At 69.9% G+C, this 17,462-nt stretch carries 14 protein-coding genes; 9 read left to right on the top strand and 5 right to left on the bottom strand.

Annotated elements, in window-relative coordinates:
* The first annotated feature begins 2 nt into the window (after positions 1-2).
* From ACLJRL_RS39145 to ACLJRL_RS39120, 6 genes are all read left to right on the top strand, one after another.
* On the top strand, positions 3-2,978 hold the full coding sequence (locus ACLJRL_RS39145; protein WP_410661459.1) for an ATP-binding protein: 2,976 nt from the start codon (positions 3-5) through the stop codon (positions 2,976-2,978).
* Positions 2,975-5,068, top strand: coding sequence for a magnesium transporter (locus ACLJRL_RS39140; protein ID WP_410661458.1), 2,094 nt, complete (start codon positions 2,975-2,977; stop codon positions 5,066-5,068). The genes ACLJRL_RS39145 and ACLJRL_RS39140 overlap by 4 nt, the downstream gene beginning before the upstream one ends.
* A 3-nt stretch (positions 5,069-5,071) precedes the next feature.
* On the top strand, positions 5,072-5,668 hold the full coding sequence (locus tag ACLJRL_RS39135) for a hypothetical protein (protein ID WP_410661457.1): 597 nt from the start codon (positions 5,072-5,074) through the stop codon (positions 5,666-5,668).
* A 4-nt stretch (positions 5,669-5,672) separates the two neighbouring features.
* Positions 5,673-6,671 carry a C40 family peptidase gene (locus tag ACLJRL_RS39130; RefSeq protein WP_410661456.1) on the top strand — a complete coding sequence of 333 codons (999 nt, stop codon included), beginning with the start codon at positions 5,673-5,675 and terminating at the stop codon, positions 6,669-6,671.
* 103 nt (positions 6,672-6,774) lie between these two features.
* Complete coding sequence (locus tag ACLJRL_RS39125) at positions 6,775-7,914, top strand: hypothetical protein (RefSeq protein ID WP_410661455.1); 1,140 nt, start codon at positions 6,775-6,777, stop codon at positions 7,912-7,914.
* A 34-nt stretch (positions 7,915-7,948) separates the two neighbouring features.
* Positions 7,949-8,146 carry a hypothetical protein gene (locus tag ACLJRL_RS39120; RefSeq protein WP_410661454.1) on the top strand — a complete coding sequence of 66 codons (198 nt, stop codon included), beginning with the start codon at positions 7,949-7,951 and terminating at the stop codon, positions 8,144-8,146.
* A gap of 102 nt (positions 8,147-8,248) precedes the next feature.
* Here ACLJRL_RS39120 and ACLJRL_RS39115 read toward each other — a convergent pair whose 3' ends face one another.
* Positions 8,249-9,214 carry an AAA family ATPase gene (locus ACLJRL_RS39115; RefSeq protein WP_410661453.1) on the bottom strand — a complete coding sequence of 322 codons (966 nt, stop codon included), beginning with the start codon at positions 9,212-9,214 and terminating at the stop codon, positions 8,249-8,251.
* A gap of 134 nt (positions 9,215-9,348) precedes the next feature.
* On the opposite strand from ACLJRL_RS39115, the gene ACLJRL_RS39110 reads away from it, so the two are divergent.
* Both ACLJRL_RS39110 and ACLJRL_RS39105 read left to right on the top strand, forming a co-directional pair.
* Positions 9,349-10,758, top strand: a complete 1,410-nt coding sequence (locus ACLJRL_RS39110; protein WP_410661452.1) for an RNB domain-containing ribonuclease — start codon at positions 9,349-9,351, stop codon at positions 10,756-10,758.
* Positions 10,755-11,531, top strand: a complete 777-nt coding sequence (locus ACLJRL_RS39105; RefSeq protein WP_410661451.1) for a helical backbone metal receptor — start codon at positions 10,755-10,757, stop codon at positions 11,529-11,531. Before ACLJRL_RS39110 ends, ACLJRL_RS39105 begins: the two co-directional genes overlap by 4 nt.
* Before the next feature lie 53 nt (positions 11,532-11,584).
* Here ACLJRL_RS39105 and ACLJRL_RS39100 read toward each other — a convergent pair whose 3' ends face one another.
* The gene (locus ACLJRL_RS39100) at positions 11,585-13,015 is read right to left on the bottom strand and encodes an aldehyde dehydrogenase family protein (RefSeq protein ID WP_410661450.1); all 1,431 of its coding nucleotides are present in this window, start codon (positions 13,013-13,015) and stop codon (positions 11,585-11,587) included.
* Positions 13,012-14,343 carry a 4-aminobutyrate--2-oxoglutarate transaminase gene (gabT, locus tag ACLJRL_RS39095; protein WP_410661449.1) on the bottom strand — a complete coding sequence of 444 codons (1,332 nt, stop codon included), beginning with the start codon at positions 14,341-14,343 and terminating at the stop codon, positions 13,012-13,014. Before gabT ends, ACLJRL_RS39100 begins: the two co-directional genes overlap by 4 nt.
* A gap of 109 nt (positions 14,344-14,452) precedes the next feature.
* Between gabT and ACLJRL_RS39090 the strand changes: the two genes are divergently transcribed.
* The gene (locus ACLJRL_RS39090; RefSeq protein WP_410661448.1) at positions 14,453-15,925 is read left to right on the top strand and encodes a PucR family transcriptional regulator; all 1,473 of its coding nucleotides are present in this window, start codon (positions 14,453-14,455) and stop codon (positions 15,923-15,925) included.
* On the opposite strand, the gene ACLJRL_RS39085 is transcribed toward ACLJRL_RS39090, so the two are convergent.
* Complete coding sequence (locus ACLJRL_RS39085; RefSeq protein ID WP_410661447.1) at positions 15,909-16,637, bottom strand: hypothetical protein; 729 nt, start codon at positions 16,635-16,637, stop codon at positions 15,909-15,911. The two genes, ACLJRL_RS39090 and ACLJRL_RS39085, sit on opposite strands and share 17 nt — an antisense overlap.
* Positions 16,638-16,669: 32 nt before the next feature.
* Positions 16,670-17,413 (bottom strand): FadR/GntR family transcriptional regulator, encoded by a 744-nt coding sequence (locus ACLJRL_RS39080; RefSeq protein WP_410661446.1) that lies wholly within the window; start codon positions 17,411-17,413, stop codon positions 16,670-16,672.
* Between the last annotated feature and the right edge of the window lie 49 nt (positions 17,414-17,462).

The raw sequence follows: 17,462 nt of genomic DNA, 5'->3' as shown, positions 1-17,462 counted from the left end.
CGTTGTTCGGTCGCGGCGGAAGCCGAGGAAAACGTGATCGTGACTTGCAGCAAGGGGCCTGGAACCCGCCCCAGCAGGTCCGCTCCGCGCAGCCCAAGAACACCGGCGGCAAGGGAAGGCGGCTGCCCGGCGAGGCGGCGATACCTACCTATACCCCGTCGATCGCCGCTCGAAGCATCGACGGGCACCTGTTACGCACCGGTTATGAGGTGTACGCCTGGTACCGGCTCGCACCCCAGCGCTGGTCGTTCCGCTCGGACTCCCAGCGCCGCGACCTGATCGCGGCCATCGCCGGCCAGTACGCCGAACTCCAGGGCCGCTGGCTGCATCTGCGCGTGACAAACCGGCCGTATCCGATCCGGATGTGGGCCGAGGCCCACGTGCACAACGCCGTCGGCCGTCCCCACGACGTCCAGGGCGCACTCTCCTTCGACGACTACCTCATCGGCGAGCAGCAGCAGCTGATGGGGCGCTCGATGGCCGAGAAGGAGGTCTATCTCGGCGTCCAGGTGCAGACCCGGCGGATGATCGACCGCGCGGTCGAAAGCGCCGCCCCGGTGCTGCGCAAGATCCTGCCCGAGGCCGTGGACGCCGAACTGGCCGCGCTGGACTCCGAGGTCGAGCATCTCGACCAGGTGATCGGCTCGGCAGGCCTCGAAGGCCGCCCGGTGCACGCCGAAGAGATGTCCTGGCTGATGCACCGCTCGTGCTCGCTGGGCCTGCCCGCGCCCCGCAACATGCCCGCCGTCCCGGGCGCCGCCTGGGAGCCCGAAGACCTCGCCAGCTTCACCGACGCGGCGGACTTCCACTCCGAGCCGTACGCGCCGACGGTCACCGTGCGCGGCCGCACCGGCTCGAACGCCGGGGTGTCGCGGCACCTCGCGGTGCTGACGGTCGGCCAGATGCACGGCCTGCAGATCCCCGAGGTCGACGACCCGTGGATCCAGCACGCCGACCGGCTGCCCGCCGCGGTCGAGGTGTCGGCGCGGATCTACGTCCGGCGCCCCGAGGAAGTGGCGGGGGAACTGCAGCGCCAGATGAACAAGGTGCGCTCGCAGGTCAAGCACTACACCGACGAGCACGAACTGGAGCCGCCGCAGTCACTGGCGCGCCAGGCGGGCCGGGTGCTGGAGATCGACGACGAGATGACGTCGGGCTTCACCGCGCTGGCCACCCGGGTGCGGTCGTGGTGGCGGCTGGCGGTGTCCGGGCCGACCGAGCGCGACGCGCTGCGCCTGGCCCAGCAGCTGCTCGACCTCTACAAGCCCAAGATCGCCGTCGAGCATCCCGAGGCCCAGTACGCGCTGGCCCGGGAGTTCATCCCCGGCGAGCCGCTGGCCTCGACGGCGTACATGCGCCGCGGTTCGGTCGTGTGGGCGTCCTCGTCGGTGCCGACGGCGACGGCCGAGGTGGGCGACCGCCGCGGCATCCTGCTCGGCGAGACCGTGACCGCGACCCGGCGCCCGGTGGCGTGGGACCCGTGGATGGCGCAGGAGATCCGCGACGGGTCCGGCCTGACCGCGATGGTCGCCGGCCTCGGTGGCGGTAAGTCGTTCCTCGGCGGCGGCATCGTCTACAAGACGCTCCGCGCGGGCGCGCACTGGACGATCCTCGACCCCTCGGGCCCGCTGTCGAGGCTGTGCGACCTGCCCGAACTGAAGCCGTACGCGCGGAACATCAACCTGCTCAACGCGCAGCCCGGCATCCTCAACCCGTACCGGGTGGTCGCCGAGCCGCAGATCGAACATTTCATGGACGAGGAAGACCCCGAGCGCTCCTGGCGGCGGGAGAAGGCCCTCGCGGGCGCGACGCGCCGCCGTCTCGTGCTCGACGTCCTCACCGGCGTCCTGCCGTACGAGGTCTCGCGGATGGCGCAGACCCGGATCGTGCTGCTGCGCGCCGTCCGCGCGGTCGGCGGCCGGTTCGAGGCCGACCCCGGCCAGGTCATCGACGCGCTGCGCCGGGACTCCAGCGAGCACCACGAGCACGCCGTCGTCGTCGCGGACTTCCTCGACGAGATGCGCGAGCGGATGGCGCTGCTCATCCCGGAGGACGACGCGGACCCGTACGCCGAGACCCGCGACGACCGGATGACCGTGCTGACCATGGCGGGGCTGACCCTGCCCAAGGACGGCGTCCCGCGCGAGTACTGGACGGACGCGGAATCGCTCGGCGTCGAGATGCTGAACCTCGCGGCGTGGCTGACCCAGCGATCCGTCTACGAAAAGCCGAAGGAACTGCGCAAGGGCGTCTGGATCGACGAGGCGTTCTTCCTCTCCGAGGTCCCGACCGGTCGCGTGCTGATGAACCGCTTCGCACGTGACTCGCGTAAGTGGAACGTCCGGGTGCTGCTGTCCTCGCAGATCCCCGCGGACTTCCTGAAGATCCAGGGTTTCGTGGCGCTGCTGGACTCGGTGTTCGTCGGACGTCTCGACGACGACGACGCGCAGGCCGACGCGCTGCGCCTGCTGAAGGTCCCGGTCGGCGTCGGCTACGAACAGGTCGTCGCGGCGCTGGGCCGTCGTCCCGGCTCGTCACGCGATCTCCAGCGGGACGTCGAGCCGCGCCAGTTCATCTTCGGTGACGGCGCCGGCGGCGTGGAGCGGATCCGCGTCGACTTCTCCGGGCCGCACCTGGAACACCTGCGCCGGGTCATGGACACCACGCCGGGATCGCCGGACGCCAAACCGTCGAAGCCGGGCAACGAACTCGCGGTCCCGGCGGAGAAGCAGTTCGTGGCGTCGCCGCCGGAGGAGGACGACTTCGAGCTGGAGGAAGACCTCGAGCTCGCCGCCGAACTCGAGGTCGGGCTCACCGACGAGCAGATGCTCGGCGCGCCCGACCCGCTCGCGTCGGAGACCGGCGAGGTACAGGGCTCCGCCGTCCAAAATGGACACAACGGGGAGAACGGGAACGGGGCACCGGGCGAGCAGCACGCGCGCGCAGGCAAGGGTGGCAACGGCCGGGACGCCGCATGAACACGGTGATCACACTGGCGTGCGTGCTCGCGTTCGCCGCCGGATGGCACGCGCTGCGCCGCCGCCTGAAAGAAGGACCGCGGCCGGGCAAGACCAGACCGAGCCGCCGCGCGACCATGTTCATCGTCATGCTGATCCTCGGTCTGCAGGCCGTGGCGACCGCTCCGGCGGCGTCGGCCGCGGCCTGCGGTGAGGCCCCGAACCCGGAACGTCCGGGCGCGGGCATGGTGGGCGCCATCGATCCGCCGCTCGGGCACGGTGAACCGGGCAGCGCCTACATCGACTACAGCTACGCGGGTCTGGTCTGGGAGACCTTCCAGACCGACTGCAGCCCGATGGCCGGTATCGCCTCGCCCAACTCGACCATCGACACCTGGGCAGGCAGCCAGCTGTTCAACATCGGCAAGAACATCGTCGGTGCCACCAACTCGCTGCACTACACCGTTCTCGAAGGCGGTCTGCTCAACCCGATCTACAGCGCGGTCAAGTCGGGTGCGGAGAAGGTCTACAACAACATCTACACCCAGTTGTTCGGCCTGGTCGCGCTGATCCTGTCGATCATGATGTTCCGCAACATCTGGCGCGGCGATCTGGCCGCGGTCAGCAAGAAGGCCTTGTACGCCTTGGCGGGTGTCTGGCTGGCGGCGTCGTCACTGGCGTTGTTGCGGTACTACGACCCGATCGACAAGGCGATCGTCCAGACCACGACGAACATCCAGGCCGGTTTCGTGGATCCGGACTCGGACCGCATCGTCCGGGACGTGCTTCCCACGGATCTGCACACCCAGGTCGTCTACAACAACTGGCTGCGCGGTGAGTTCGGCACGCCCGACTCCCCGCAGGCCAAGCAATACGGTCGCCCCTTGCTCGACGCCCAGGCCTTCACCCGCAACCAGCTGGTGGCCGGGGACGACGCCAATGTCACTGTGGTCGACAGCAAAAAGGCCGCGTACAAGGACATTTCGACGAAGCTCGGCCCGGCCACCGGGTACTTCACCGGTGAAGACGGCAGCCGCACCGGTGCGGGTTTCCTCGGCCTCGGCCAGAGCCTCGTCTACTCGCTGTTCCAGTTGCTGGCCAAGGCCTCCGTGCTGCTGGCGCAGGTCCTGATCCGGGTGTTCACCCTGACCGCGCCGCTGATCGGGCTGGTCGCGCTGATTCAGCCGGAGATCCTGCGCCGCGTGCTCAAGGTGGCGGGTGCGGTGGCGTTCAACCTGGTCGTGCTGTCGGTGCTGGCCGGAGTCCACGCGGTCCTGCTCCAGGCGATCTTCAACGCGGGCAACAGCCTCTCCATGCTGACCCAGATGGTGATGGCCGGGCTGATCACCGTGCTGCTGTTCATGGTCGGCCGCCCGGTACGACGGCTGTGGCAGATGGTCGAGATGTCGGTCGGCATGGTCGGCGGCGCGGCGCCCACGCCACGCGGCGGGATGTTCTCCCGCTTCCGTAAGAAGAGCAACGAGCCGACCGCGCAGGACGCGTTCTGGCAGAACGTCCGTGACACCGACGACGTCGTCGACGGCGACCTGCGCGGTCCCGTGGGCGCGACCATCGGCGGCGGCCGGTTCCGTCCCGAGGCGACGATCTTCGCCAGCTCCCAGCGGCTCGACAACGGCTCCGGCGCGATCCGGCCGGCGGCCGCCTGGTCCGGCGCGCCGTGGCCGGGTTCGGTTGGCGGTGGCGGCGGGATGCCCGCGCTCCCCGCGGGCGGCGGTGGCGGCGTCCCGATGTACGGCCAGTACAACCCCTCGGCCGGCGGCCCCGGTGACTCCATGTTCACCTCGGGCGGGCGGATCCCGATGCAGCAGCCCAGCCGCCGGGTCGACACCTCGCCGGTCGCCGACCGGCGGTGGAGCGACGAACCGGAACCGGTCGTGGTGCCGTCGCGGATGAATTCCGCCGGCGGCGGCTACACGATCCCGGACCACTCCGGCACCGTGCCGGTGCAGCCAGGGCCGTCGACGCCGCGTCCTCGCCGGGTCGATCCCGAAGTGGTCGCCGGCAAGCCGGTCTTCGTGTTGTACCGGCCGTCGCGAGGGCTCGAGGTCCGTGACGAGGTCCGGGACACCGATCACGTCATGGGGCGGTGACCCATGCCGATCAGGACCAATCGCGGGCGAACCGCGGTCTATCGCAGGCTGTGGGGGTGGCCGCTGCGCTCACCCCGGCATCTCATCGGCACGCTGGTGATCGTCGCGGTGCTGTTCACCGCGCTGGGGATCCTCATGCCGAAGGTCATCGGCAAACCGGGGGACACGATGGTCTCCGGGCCGGGTTCGTCGGCGACGATGACCTCGCGTCCCGGCGTGGCAGCGCCGGTGACCGGGACGTCGACGTTGCCGCCGAGGCTGTCCAGCCCGCCGCCGCCGTCGTCCGTACCGCCTGATCAGGACGGGATCCGGGTTGCCAAGGAGTGGGTGACGGCATGGGCGAACCATCCGGACGGCACGACGACCGAGCAGTGGCTGAAGGGGCTGGAATCCCGCACCGACGTCGAGTACATGGCGGAGCTGTCCTCGGTGGATCCGGCGAACATCGCCGCGACCAAGGTCGTCGGGGAACCGCGGGTCGTCACCTCGGCCCAGGACTCGATGACGGTGGACGTCCAGACGGACAAACCCAAGGTCGAGGTCTCCGTCGTCAAGACGAACGCGGGATGGCGGGTCACCAAGTTCACTCAGGTGGATTGACCCGATGAAGATCGGGATCATCGTCGGCGTGCTGATCGCCGCGGTCTTCGCCGCGGTGGTCACCACGGGCACGGTCGCGAAGGTGGTGACCGACCACACGCAGGCGCAGATGGGCGGCATCACCAACGTGTCCTGCGACGCCGCGATCGGCCCGACCCTGCCCGGCCAGGGCGATCGAGGTGCTTCCGACGCGCAGAAACTGGACGAGGAGCAGCGCGGGATCGTCGCGCTGATCGTCGACATCGGTAAGAAGCGGTCGCTTTCGCCGCGTGCCTGGCAAGTGGCCATCCAGGCCGGCATGACCGAGTCCAAGCTGCGGAACCTGGTCTACGGCGACCGCGACTCGCTCGGCATCTTCCAGATGCGGCCCTCGATGGGCTGGGGCACGGTCGCCCAGGTCACCGACCCGCCGTACCAGGTCAACAAGTTCTTCGACGTGCTGCTCGCGGTGCCGGACTGGGAGAACATGCGTCCCGGCGACGCCGCTCAGCGTGTCGAGCGCTCCGGCTTCCCCGACCGGTATCACAACTGGGAGCCGATGGCGGCGACCCTCGTGCAGAACGTCGGACAGGTCGTCGACGCGGTCGGGTGCGGCCAGACTGTCGGCAGCGTCGTGCCGCCGAGCCAGGCCGCCGCGCAGGCCATCAAGTTCGCGCTCGCCGAGCAGGGCAAGCCGTATGTGTGGGGCGCCACCGGGCCGAATTCCTACGACTGTTCCGGGCTGATGCTGCGAGCCTACGAGTCGGCCGGAATCATTCTTCCGCGTGTTTCCCGGGACCAGTACAAGGCGGGCGGGATGCTGCCGGTCCGCCAGGCGCAGCCGGGTGACCTGCTGTTCCTCGCCACCGTCCCGTCGAATCCGGCGACCATCCACCACGTGATGATGTACCTGGGCGAGGGCAAGATCGTCGAGGCGCAGCAGACCGGGGTCCCGGTCCACATCCGCGACTTCTCCTTCGACGAGTCCGAAGTGGTCGCGCAGGCGGTCCGTCCTGGCGTTTAGCATGGTGAGAGCGATGGTTTCGCGACCGCGAGACCATCGGATTCACCCGAAGTGGTGGCCTGTCCACAGGCAAGCGGCCGCACACTGACAGAGGATGAACAACGTGGCACGGAAATTCGGAAGGAAAGGCAAGCCCGCGGCGGCCCACGGTCCGGAGACCGACCCCCGGGATCTTTTCGGTGCGGCTCAGCCCGCGAGGCAGGCGGCCAGGCCGGCGTCGAGCACGCCGCTGGCGGACCAGCTGAACCAGGGCTGGCCGGGAGTCGACCCCGGTTACGTCGTGCTGCCGCGTTCGCTGGCCGAGGGAATGTCGCTGCCGTGGCAGCAGCAGATGGCCGCTCTGCTGGCCCAGTTCCACCATGAGAACGCCCGGCTCGCCTGGCCGATCTACCGGGTCGTCCCTTCGCGCTACGAAAAGCTCATCGACCTCGACGAGGAGCAACTGGCCGAAGCCGGCTACCTGGTCGAGATGGACACCGAAGGTGAGATGGTCTACCGCGAGCGCAGCGGGCGGAAGATCGACGACCCGGCGAACACGACGGTGCTCGTGTCGTGCCTCGACCCGATCCGCAAACCCGCGCAGCGGCAGGCCCCACCGCCGTCACAGGCCGCCGCCCCGCCCGCGCCCGGGCAGCCTCCGCGCGCTCCGGCGCCGATGAACATCGGGCCCGCCCCGGTGTGGCGGACGGTCCCTCCGGCCGCCGGGCCACCACCGGCGAGTGGTTCTGCCACCGGTGCTCAGGCGCCGCCACGGTCCACTCCGCCAGCCCCGCCTGTCTCACCGCCGCCTGCGTCGTCGAACCCGCAGCCGCCTGCCGCTCCGGCGACCCCTCCGCCGCCTCCCGCGGTGAGCGCGCCTCCCTCGACACCGGAAGTCCAGTCCCCGGCGCCGCCGGCCCAGGCGGAACCGCAGCCTGAACCGGCGCGGGCCGAAACCCCTCCTCCACAGGTCACGCAGCCCTCCGCGGCGAATCCGCCGATGGCCTTACCCCAGCCTTCACGGCCGCCGGTGACGCCGCCCGCGACCAGCCCGGCCGCCGGGCCGCAACCGGTGTCGCCGCCTCAGGGCATTCCCGTGTCACCCGATCCGCCCACCCCGCCCCGGGGTGTCCCGCTGGGTCGCGGCTGGTTCGACGAACTCGCCGATAATGTCCCGGAGAGCCCGAAAGTGGATCCGCCCGAGGGTGGCGGGTTCGGCCCGACCGGCGAGCCCACGGAGATCCCGTACCGCTACCGCAAGTGATGACAGAACGTCCGGGTGGTGTCACGCTGGACCCATGTCGAGCGACCCGAACCCGGACCAAGGCTGGTACTACAACACCAAGACGAACAAGGTCGAGCATCTGGAACGCGGCCGGAGTATCGACCTCCTCGGCCCGTACCCGGACCAGGCGACGGCCCAGCGTGCCCTGGACATCGCCAAGGAACGCACGCGCCAGGCCGACGCCGAGGACGCCAAGTGGAGCAATGACTGAGCTTCACCCGCCGCACCAGCGGAGCAAGGGACCTTTGCTATCACTCTCCCAGAGAGAGTGATAGCAAAGGTCCCTTGCTCTCTTCACGGCTGAAACCGCAGGTCAGGCGTCCTGTCGGTCCCGCGCCTGCCCGAGCACGAACTCCGGATCCACCTGAGCCGAGAGATCCTCACCGGCTCGTCCGCTGCCCCAAGCGCGTGCGTTCCGAAGGTGGAATTCGACGCCTTGGCGCTGGTACCGCGCCCAGTCGCGCTGTTCGGCGTCGACGCTCGCGAGCATCGAGGCCAGTGTCCCGAGGTTGTGCGCCTCGAGTTCGGCGATCGGGCGCGCGCGGCCGCGTTCGGCGGCGCGGACGTGCCGCGAGTTCTCCATCCAGCCCAGCAGCGCGTCGCCGACCTCGTCGCGCAGGAACTCGATGTCCTCGTCCTCGGTCACCTTGTTGCCCACGACGACCAGCCGCACGCCGAAGTCCCGCGCGTAGTCGGCGTACTGCCGGTACACGCCGACGCTGCGTACGGTCGGCTCGCACACCAGGAAGGTCACGTCGAACCGCGTGAAGAGGCCGGACGCGAAGGCGTCGGCACCGGCGGTCATGTCCATGACCACGTACTCACCCGCGTCGTCGACCATGTGGTTCAGCAGCAGTTCGGCCGCGCCGATCTTCGAGTGGTAGCAGGCGACCCCGAGGTCGTCCTCGTCGAACTGGCCGGTGACACCGAGCCGCACACCGCCGAACTCGCGGAAACAGGCCTGGAAGATCGGATTTTCCTCGAACGGCCGGACCAGCCGCGACCCGCGCCCGGGCGGGGTCGTCTTGATCATCGAGGCCGCGTCGGCGATCCGCGGGTTGTCGCCGCGCAGGTAGTCCTTGATCAGGCCCATGTTGTCGCCCAGCGTCGGCCACGCGATGGCCTCTTCCTCGCTCGCGCCGAGCGCGACGGCGAGGTGCTGGTTGATGTCCGCGTCGATCGCCAGCACCGGTTTCCCGGCACCGGCCAGGTACGCGGTGAACAGCGACGCCAGCGTGGTCTTGCCACTGCCGCCCTTTCCGACGAACGCGATCTTCACGCTTCGGCCCTTCCTGTCGTTTTGAAAAGGGTATCGGTTTTCATTTCTGTCCGTAACGTACACCCGACCGGCCCGCACCCGAACGGGCGATCAACGGCGCCGGATCGGGATAGGGTTGTGTGGTGCCTCCACTCGTGATCAGGACACACACGGCCGGAGGGGACTTCGGTCACCTGCGAGCCGAGTTCGTGCTGCCGGAGTCGTTCGGCCCCGACGTGCTCGCGGAAGCGGAGGCGGCGGTCGTCGATCCGCTCGAGTCGGCAGGGGAACGCGAAGACGCCACCGGTCTGCCCTTCGTCACCATCGATCCGCCCGGTTCCAAGGATCTCGACCAGGCCGTGCTGATCGAACGCGTCGACGGGGGCGGGTACCGGGTCCACTACGCGATCGCCGACCTGGCCGCGTTCGTCCCGCCGGGCGGCGCGCTCGACAAGGAGGCGCGGCGCCGAGGGCAGACGCTCTACCTGCCCGACGGCAACGTCCCGCTGCACCCGCCGGTGCTGTCCGAGGGCGCGGCGAGCCTGCTGCCGGGGGAGACCCGGCCCGCCGTGCTGTGGACGATCGACGTCGACGCCCAGGGCGAGCCGACCGCGACCCACGTCCGCCGGGCGCTGGTCCGGTCCACCGAGCAGTTCGACTACGAGACCGTCCAGGCCTCGATCGACGCCGGCGATCCGCATCCGTCCGTCGCCGCCTTGCCGGAACTGGGCCGCCTGCGGCGGGAACTCGCGGTCCGGCGCGGCGCGGTCGAACTGCAGTTGCCGGAGCAGGAGATCAGCGGGGATCCCGACGGCGGCTGGGCACTGATCCAGCGGCCGCGCAACGACGTCGACGCGTGGAACGCCGAAATCTCGCTGCTCACCGGGATGGCGGCGGCGAAGATCATGATCGACGCCAAGATCGGCGTCCTGCGCACCCTGCCCGCGCCGGAGGCCGAAGCGATCGAGTGGCTGGGGCGGTCCGCGCACGCGCTGAACATCGACTGGCCCGAAGGCAAGACGGTGTCGGAGTTCCTGGCCGCGCTCGACCCCGGACAGCCCGCCTCGATGGCCCTTTTCGCCGACACCACAAGGCTTCTCCGCGGCGCCGGGTACACCGCGTTCGACGGCGAACTACCGGAACTGACCACGCACGCCGGGATCGGCGGCGCGTACGCGCATGTCACCGCGCCGATCCGGCGGCTGGTCGACCGGTTCGCCACCGAGATCTGCCTCGCCGTAAGCGCCGGCCGCGAGGTGCCGGCGTGGGTGCGGGCGGCGCTGTCCGAGGTGCCGGAACTGATGACCGCGTCCGACACGCTGGCGGCCAAGGTCGAGCGGGCCTGCATCGACCAGGTCGAGGTATGGGTGATGGCCGAGCACATCGGCGGCGAGTTCAGCGCGATCGTGCTGCGGGCGGAGGAGACGAAGGCCGAGATCCTGGTCGAGGATCCGCCGGTGATGTCGAAGTGCACCGGCGAGAAGCTCCCCGAAGGCGAGCGGATCCGCGTCCGGCTCACCGCGGTGGACGTCGACAAGCGAAAACTGTCCTTCGAGCGGGCATGAAGGCTTTGCATCTGACCGACGACCTCGGCGAGGAGGTCCCGCTGCGTGCGCCGGCGTCGCGGGTGGTCTCACTCGTGCCGTCGCTGACCGAGGCCGTCGAAGTGAGCGCGCCGGGCAGGCTCGCGGGTGCGACGGACTACTGCACCCATCCGGTCGAGCTGGACGTTCCGCGGGTGGGCGGCTCGAAGTACCCGAACGTGGACAAAGTGCTCGAACTCGAGCCTGATCTGGTGCTGGCCAACTCCGAGGAGAACCGCCCGGACGACGTGGAACGCCTGCGCGCCAACGGGATCCCGGTCTGGGTGATGGAGGCGTCGGCGACGGTGCCCGGTGCGCTGGGCTCGCTGCGGCGGATCCTGACCCAGGCCTACGACCTCGCCGAGCCGGACTGGCTGGTCGAGGCCGAAGAGGTGTGGCGGGAGACGCGGCCGGAGCGGTTCCGGGCGGTGGTGCCGGTGTGGCGGAAGCCGTGGATCGTGCTCGGCAGGGACACCTTCGGCGGCGACGTCCTGCATCGTGTCGGAATCGGCAATGCCTACTCGGAGAGCGAAGAGCGCTACCCGCGCCCGAAGCTCGACGAACTCCAAGCGCGCTTCGCGGACGGAGACGCGAACCTGCTCGTACTGCCCGACGAGCCGTACGAGTTCACGGCGGACGACGGTCCCGAAGCGTTCCCCGGCGCGAAGTACGTCCTGGTCTCCGGGCGTCACCTCACCTGGTACGGCCCTTCGCTCGTCGAGGCCCACACCCACCTCACGCAATTCGTCCTCTAGTTGCGGTAGTTCGCGCCACGAACCACCGCAACTAGAGGACGAAACGCGAGGGTTCAGAGGGTCAGGCCGGTCAGGACGGTGACGCGCTCCTCGGTGAAGTCGGCCATCGCCGAAGCCGGGCCTTCCCGGCCGACGCCGGAGTCCTTCACCCCGCCGTACGGCATCTGGTCGGCCCGGAAGCTCGGGACGTCGCCGACGAGCACGCCCCCGACGCGCAGCTTCGCCGACACGTCGAACGCCGTCGGCAGGTCGCGGGTGAACACGCCCGCCTGCAGCCCGAAGCGCGAGTCGTTGATCCGCCGCACCCCGTCGTCCACCGACTCGACGCGCGTGAGCGACACGACCGGCCCGAAGACCTCGTCGGCCATCACCGCGGCGTCCTCCGGCACGTTCGCGAGCACGGTCGGCTCGACGGTCGCGCCGTCGCGCTTGCCGCCGGTCAGCAGTTCGCCACCGGCGTCGACGGCGGCCGCGACCCACGACTCGACCCGCTCGGCCGCGGCGGTGTTGATCAGCGGCCCGACGTCCACACCGTCCGTCCGCGGGTTACCGGTCCCGAGCGCGCGCACCTGCTCCAGCACCTTCGCGCGCAGCTCGTCGTAGACGTAGGCGTGCGCGTACACACGCTGCACCGAGATGCACGACTGTCCGGCCTGGTACATCGCGAACGTCGCGATCCGCTGCGCCGCGAAGTCCAGGTCCGTCCAATCCGGACAGACGAGAACCGCCGCGTTGCCACCGAGTTCGAGCGCGACGTGCTTGCGCGGGACGCTGTCGCGGATGCCCCAGCCGACCGGCACGGAACCGGTGAACGACACGACCGGCAGCCGCGGGTCGGCCACCAGCTTGGCCGATTCCTCATTGCTCACCGGGAGAATCGACCAGCTTCCGGCGGGCAGGTCCGTCTCGGCCAGGATCTCGCCGAGCAGCAGCGCGGTCAGCGGCGTCGCGGGCGCGGGCTTGAGCACGATCGGCGCACCGACCGCGATCGCCGGCGCGACCTTGTGCGCCACCAGGTTCAGCGGGAAGTTGAACGGCGTGATGCCCAGCACCGGGCCCTTCGGCACGCGGCGCACCAGCGCGAGCCGTCCGGTGCCACCCGGGTCGGTGTCGAGCCGTTGCAGGTCACCGGAGAACCGGCGCGCCTCCTCGGCGGCCCAGCGGAACGTCGACGCCGCCCGTCCGACCTCGCCGCGCGACCACTTCAGCGGCTTGCCCGACTCGGCCGTGATGAGCTGAGCGATCTCTTCGGACCGCTCACCCAAGACTCGGGACACGTGGTCCAACGCGCCGGCCCGGACGTGCGCGGGCAGCGTCGCGAACTCGCCGGAGACGTCGTGCGCGGCCTGGACCGCGGTCTCGATGTCCGAAGTGGACGGAACGTGGTGAGAGCCCGCCTCGCTCCCGTCGAAGGAATGGCGGACGACGGCGGTCTCGCCGCTGGTGACCGGCTTTCCGGCTACCCAGTATGGAAAAGTGGTCACAGCGAAGCCTCCGTGCGGACAGCGTGCTCGAGAACGGACAGGCCCTCGTCGAGCAGTTCGGTGGACAGGGACAGCGGCGGCAGCAGGCGGACGACGTTCCCGTAGGTGCCGCAGGTGAGGACGACGACGCCGGCCTGGTGGCAGGCCCGCGCGACGCGTTTGGTCAGATCGGCGTCGGGTTCGGTGGTGCCCGGCTTCACGAACTCGGCGGCCAGCATCGCGCCGCGTCCGCGGACGTCGCCGATCACGCCGGTCTCCTCGGCCAGGGCCCGCAGTCGCGGCAGCACTGCGTTCTCGATGCGCTTCGCCGACGCCGCGAGGTTCTCCTGCCGCATGGTCTCGATCGAGCCGAGCGCCGCGGCACACGCGATCGGGTTACCGCCGTAGGTTCCGCCGAGCCCGCCCGGCGGCACGGCGTCGAGCAGTTCCGCGCGGCCGGTGACGGCGGCGAGCGGGAGCCCGCCCGCGATGCCCTTCGCGGTGGCGATCAGGTCGGGTACGACCTCCTCGTGCGTGGAAGCGAACCACTCGCCAGTGCGGCAGAAGCCGGTCTGCACCTCGTCGGCGACGAACACGACACCGTTTTCGGTGCACCAGCGGGAAAGCGCGGGCAGGAAACCGGGTGCTGGCTCGATGAACCCGCCCTCACCCTGGACCGGTTCGAGCACGACCGCGGCGACCTGGTCGCCGCCGATCTGCTTCTCGATCCGGTCGATGGCGATGCGCGCCGCCTCGGGGCCGGACAGGCCGTCGCGGTACGGGTACGACCCCGGCACGCGGTAGACCTCGGGCGCGAACGGGCCGAAACCGTGCTTGTAGGGGACCGACTTCGCGGTCAGCGCCATCGTCAGGTTGGTGCGGCCGTGGTAGGCGTGGTCGAACACGACGACCGCCTGGCGGCCGGTCGCGGCGCGGGCGATCTTCACCGCGTTCTCGACGGCCTCGGCGCCGGAGTTGAACAGCACCGAACGCTTCTCGTGGGTGCCCGGCGTCAGCTTGTCGAGTGCTTCGCACACCTCGACGTAGCCCTCGTAGGGCGTGACCATGAAGCACGTGTGGGTGAACTGCCCCACCTGCTCACGGACGCGGTCCACGACGGCGGGGGCGGCGTGGCCGACGTTGGTGACCGCGATGCCGGAGCCGAAGTCGATCAGCACGTTGCCGTCGACGTCGGTGAGCAGGCCGCCCTCGGCCGAGGCGATGTAGACGGGCAACACCGAACTCACGCCCGCGGCGACGACGCCGGCGCGGCGGTCCTGCAGGGCACGCGAGGCGGGGCCGGGGATCTCGGTGCGCAGCCTGCGCTGGGTTTCGGTGGTGACGGTCACGGCCAACTCCTGCGGTCGCGAGGGACGGGGATCACCCTCCAGGATGAGAGCCGCGCCGGTCCGAGTCAGCTCGACATCTTGTCGATATCGGGGCGTAGAATTGGACAACATGGCACTGACGTTGCGCGCACTCTCGGCCGAACGGTCGCTCGGCCTTCGCGTGCGTGCCGCCGAGGCCGAACTGGACCGGCCGATCGGCTGGGTCCACCCGACGGAACTGACCGACCCGCAGGCCTTCCTCGAAGGCGGCGAACTGCTCCTGACCACCGGCCTCTCCCTCGACGAGGAAAACTCGCCCGGCTACATCCGGAGACTCGTCGACGCCGGCGTGGCGGGGCTCGGATTCGGCGTGGGGCTGAGCCACGACACCATTCCGCAGTCCCTTGTGGACACTGCCGCGGACGTCGGGCTTCCGGTACTCGAAGTGCCGAGGAAGACGCCGTTCATCGCGATCACGCGGGCGGTTTCCCGAGCCGTCGCGGCCGACGAGTACGCCTCGCTCGTGCGCACCGGCAAGGGGCAGCAGGAACTGACCCGGACCGCTGTCGGCAAGGGCGGTCCGGGTGGCGTGGTGCGCAAGCTGGCCAAGCTGATCGACGGCTGGGTGCTCCTGCTGGATTCCGCGGGTGCTGTCACCGAGGCTTCGCCGGCCTCGGCCCGGCACTCCGCCGACGATGTGCGAGAAGACCTCGCCCGCTTGCGTGCGGGCACGCTGGTGACGGCGGTGGGGGAGTACGAGGTCGTGCTGCAGACGCTCGACACGCGCGCGCGTGGCGTGCTCGTGGTCGGCACCCGTGAGTCTCTCGACGCCGCGGAGCAGCACATCGTCAACACCGCGGTGTCGCTGCTTTCTCTTGCGCTGGAACAGAATCGCGAGCATGTCGTCGCGCTGCGGCAGCTGAGGTCGGGGCTCTGCGATCTGCTCGCGGCGGGCCGGACCGAGCTCGCGGTCAGGACGATGAAGACCTTGTGGGGTGGCGTTCCGGAGGCACCGTGGTCGGTCCTGGCTGTCGCCGGGCCCGCCGGAGCGCGTCGTGCGCTCACCGACGCGCTCGATGCGGAAGCACTGGGGGAGAAGGTGTTCTTCGGTGAGTCGGGATCGTTCGTGATCGCGCTGGGAGCCGTGGAGACCGTTACCCGGCTGGCGTTCCGGGTCGGTGGACTGCATACCGGGGTCTCCGATCCGGTGTCCATAGTGGACTTTCCGGTAGGACTACGCCAGGCGAGACAGGCGGCGGAAGCGGCGAAGTCCGAGCGGGCCCAGGTCGTCCGCTACGCCGACCATGCCGGGCGAGGGTTCCTGGAAATGGTCGATTCCCAAGCGGCGCAGGCGTTTTCGGACAGCCTGCTGGCGCCTTTGCGACAGCACGACGAAACCGGCCGGGGCGAACTGGTCGCTTCGCTGACGTGCTGGCTCGAACACCACGGTCACTGGGATCTGGCGTCGGCGCGGCTCGGCGTGCACCGGCACACCCTGCGCAATCGCATGCGCAAGGTCGCCGAGCTGACCGGCCGCGACCTCGATTCCCCTGGTGTGCGCGCCGAATTCTGGCTCGCGCTGCAGGTCAGCGCTCGGACCTGACCAAAGCGATCGGCGAGTCGCCGCACCGCCGGAGTTCGGTGCCGTTCTCGGTCCGGACGGGCTCCGCGCCGGACGACCACCAGGCCGGTACGTCGACTTCTCGCACCAGCGACCCGGTCGCCTGCCGCGCGTTGTTCGACACGATTACCCGGCCCTGCGCGTTCACCAGCGCCGCGCGGCCGCCGAGCGCGCGCAGCTTCGGCTGCAGCATGCGCTCGACTTCGCGCACGTAGATGTCCGCGCCGACGACACCCGCGAACGACCCGCCCCGCTGGACCGGGACGGTGAAGGTCAGCGTGTACTCGTCGGTGCAGAGGTAGTCGACGTACGGGCCGTTGATGTGGCGGCGGCCGGTGTCGCGCGGCACGGTGAACCACGACTGGCGGGTGTAGTCGAGGAAGTTGTCGCTGTCCGGGTCGAGGCTGATGATCAGCTGGGCCGGATCGGCGCCCGCGGCGTCGGTCCACCATTCGAAGCCGAATTCCTGGTCGGCCAGGGTATTCGGCGCGCTGACGAACCCGGCGCCGACGACCAGGCCGCCGAGGACGTCGAAGACCTGCGGCCGGAGCCGGGTCAGGTCGTCGGTGGTGACGGCGTCGGCCAGCAACCCTTCGGCGCCGGTCAGTACCGGCTTCAGTCTGCCGAAGACGTCCTCGACCAGGGTGGAAACCTGTTCGACGACCTCGGAACCGGCGGACGGCGTGTCGTTCACAATGCTCACCTCGGATGCGCGGATGCCGCAGCTTAAGGGGCCAGAAGGTCTAAATGCACGTCCGCCAGCCGGTCTATCGCCTCGAGGATGTGCTCCTCGGTGAGCTTTCTGGCCAGCTCGCCGTCGCCCTGTGCGATGGCGGCGGTGATCGCACGGTGTTCGGCGTAGGCGTTCTCCCGCGTGCCGTGCGGTTCGAGCGGCAGCCAGAGCAGGCCGCCGCGTTCGCTCTGCAGCTGCACCTCTTCCCTGGTCAGCCGCGGGGACTGCGCGGCGGCGGCGACCTCGAGGTGGAATTGGCGTTCCGCCCGGGAGGCCTCCGTGCCGGTGGCGACGCGGATGTCTTCGGTCGCCAGCTCGAGCCGCTCGATGTCCTCGGGCGAAGTGCGCTCGGCGGCGAGTTTGGCGGCGGCGCCGGCAATGGCCAGATAGTGGTCGCCGACGTCGCGCAGATCGGACAGCGAAACCGTGCGAAGCCGCTCTCGCCACGAAGCGGCCGAAGGGTTCGCCGGCGTCTTCACGAAGCTTCCACCGCCACGGCCCCGCCGGGTTTCGACGAGGCCCTGTTGCCGCAAGGCGACGAGCGCTTCGCGAACGGTCACGGTGGAGACGCCGAACTGGGCGGCCAGTTCGGCTTCGCTGGGCAGCTGTTCGGAGTCGGCCAGCAGGCCGAGCGTGATGGCGTCGACCAGCCTCGCGGTGACCGCTTCCGCCCGGCCGATCTGGCCGAGCGGCGCGAACATCGCTGATCGCGCGCTGTGCGACATCCCCTTACGCATGGTGGCCCTTCGCCCGTACCGCTACCCGATGGAACCAATCTTGCCCCAT

This window comes from Amycolatopsis sp. lyj-112 (assembly GCF_046549055.1).
In the GTDB taxonomy this organism is placed as follows: Bacteria; Actinomycetota; Actinomycetes; order Mycobacteriales; family Pseudonocardiaceae; genus Amycolatopsis.
This window is presented reverse-complemented; position numbering and strand designations above follow the sequence as displayed.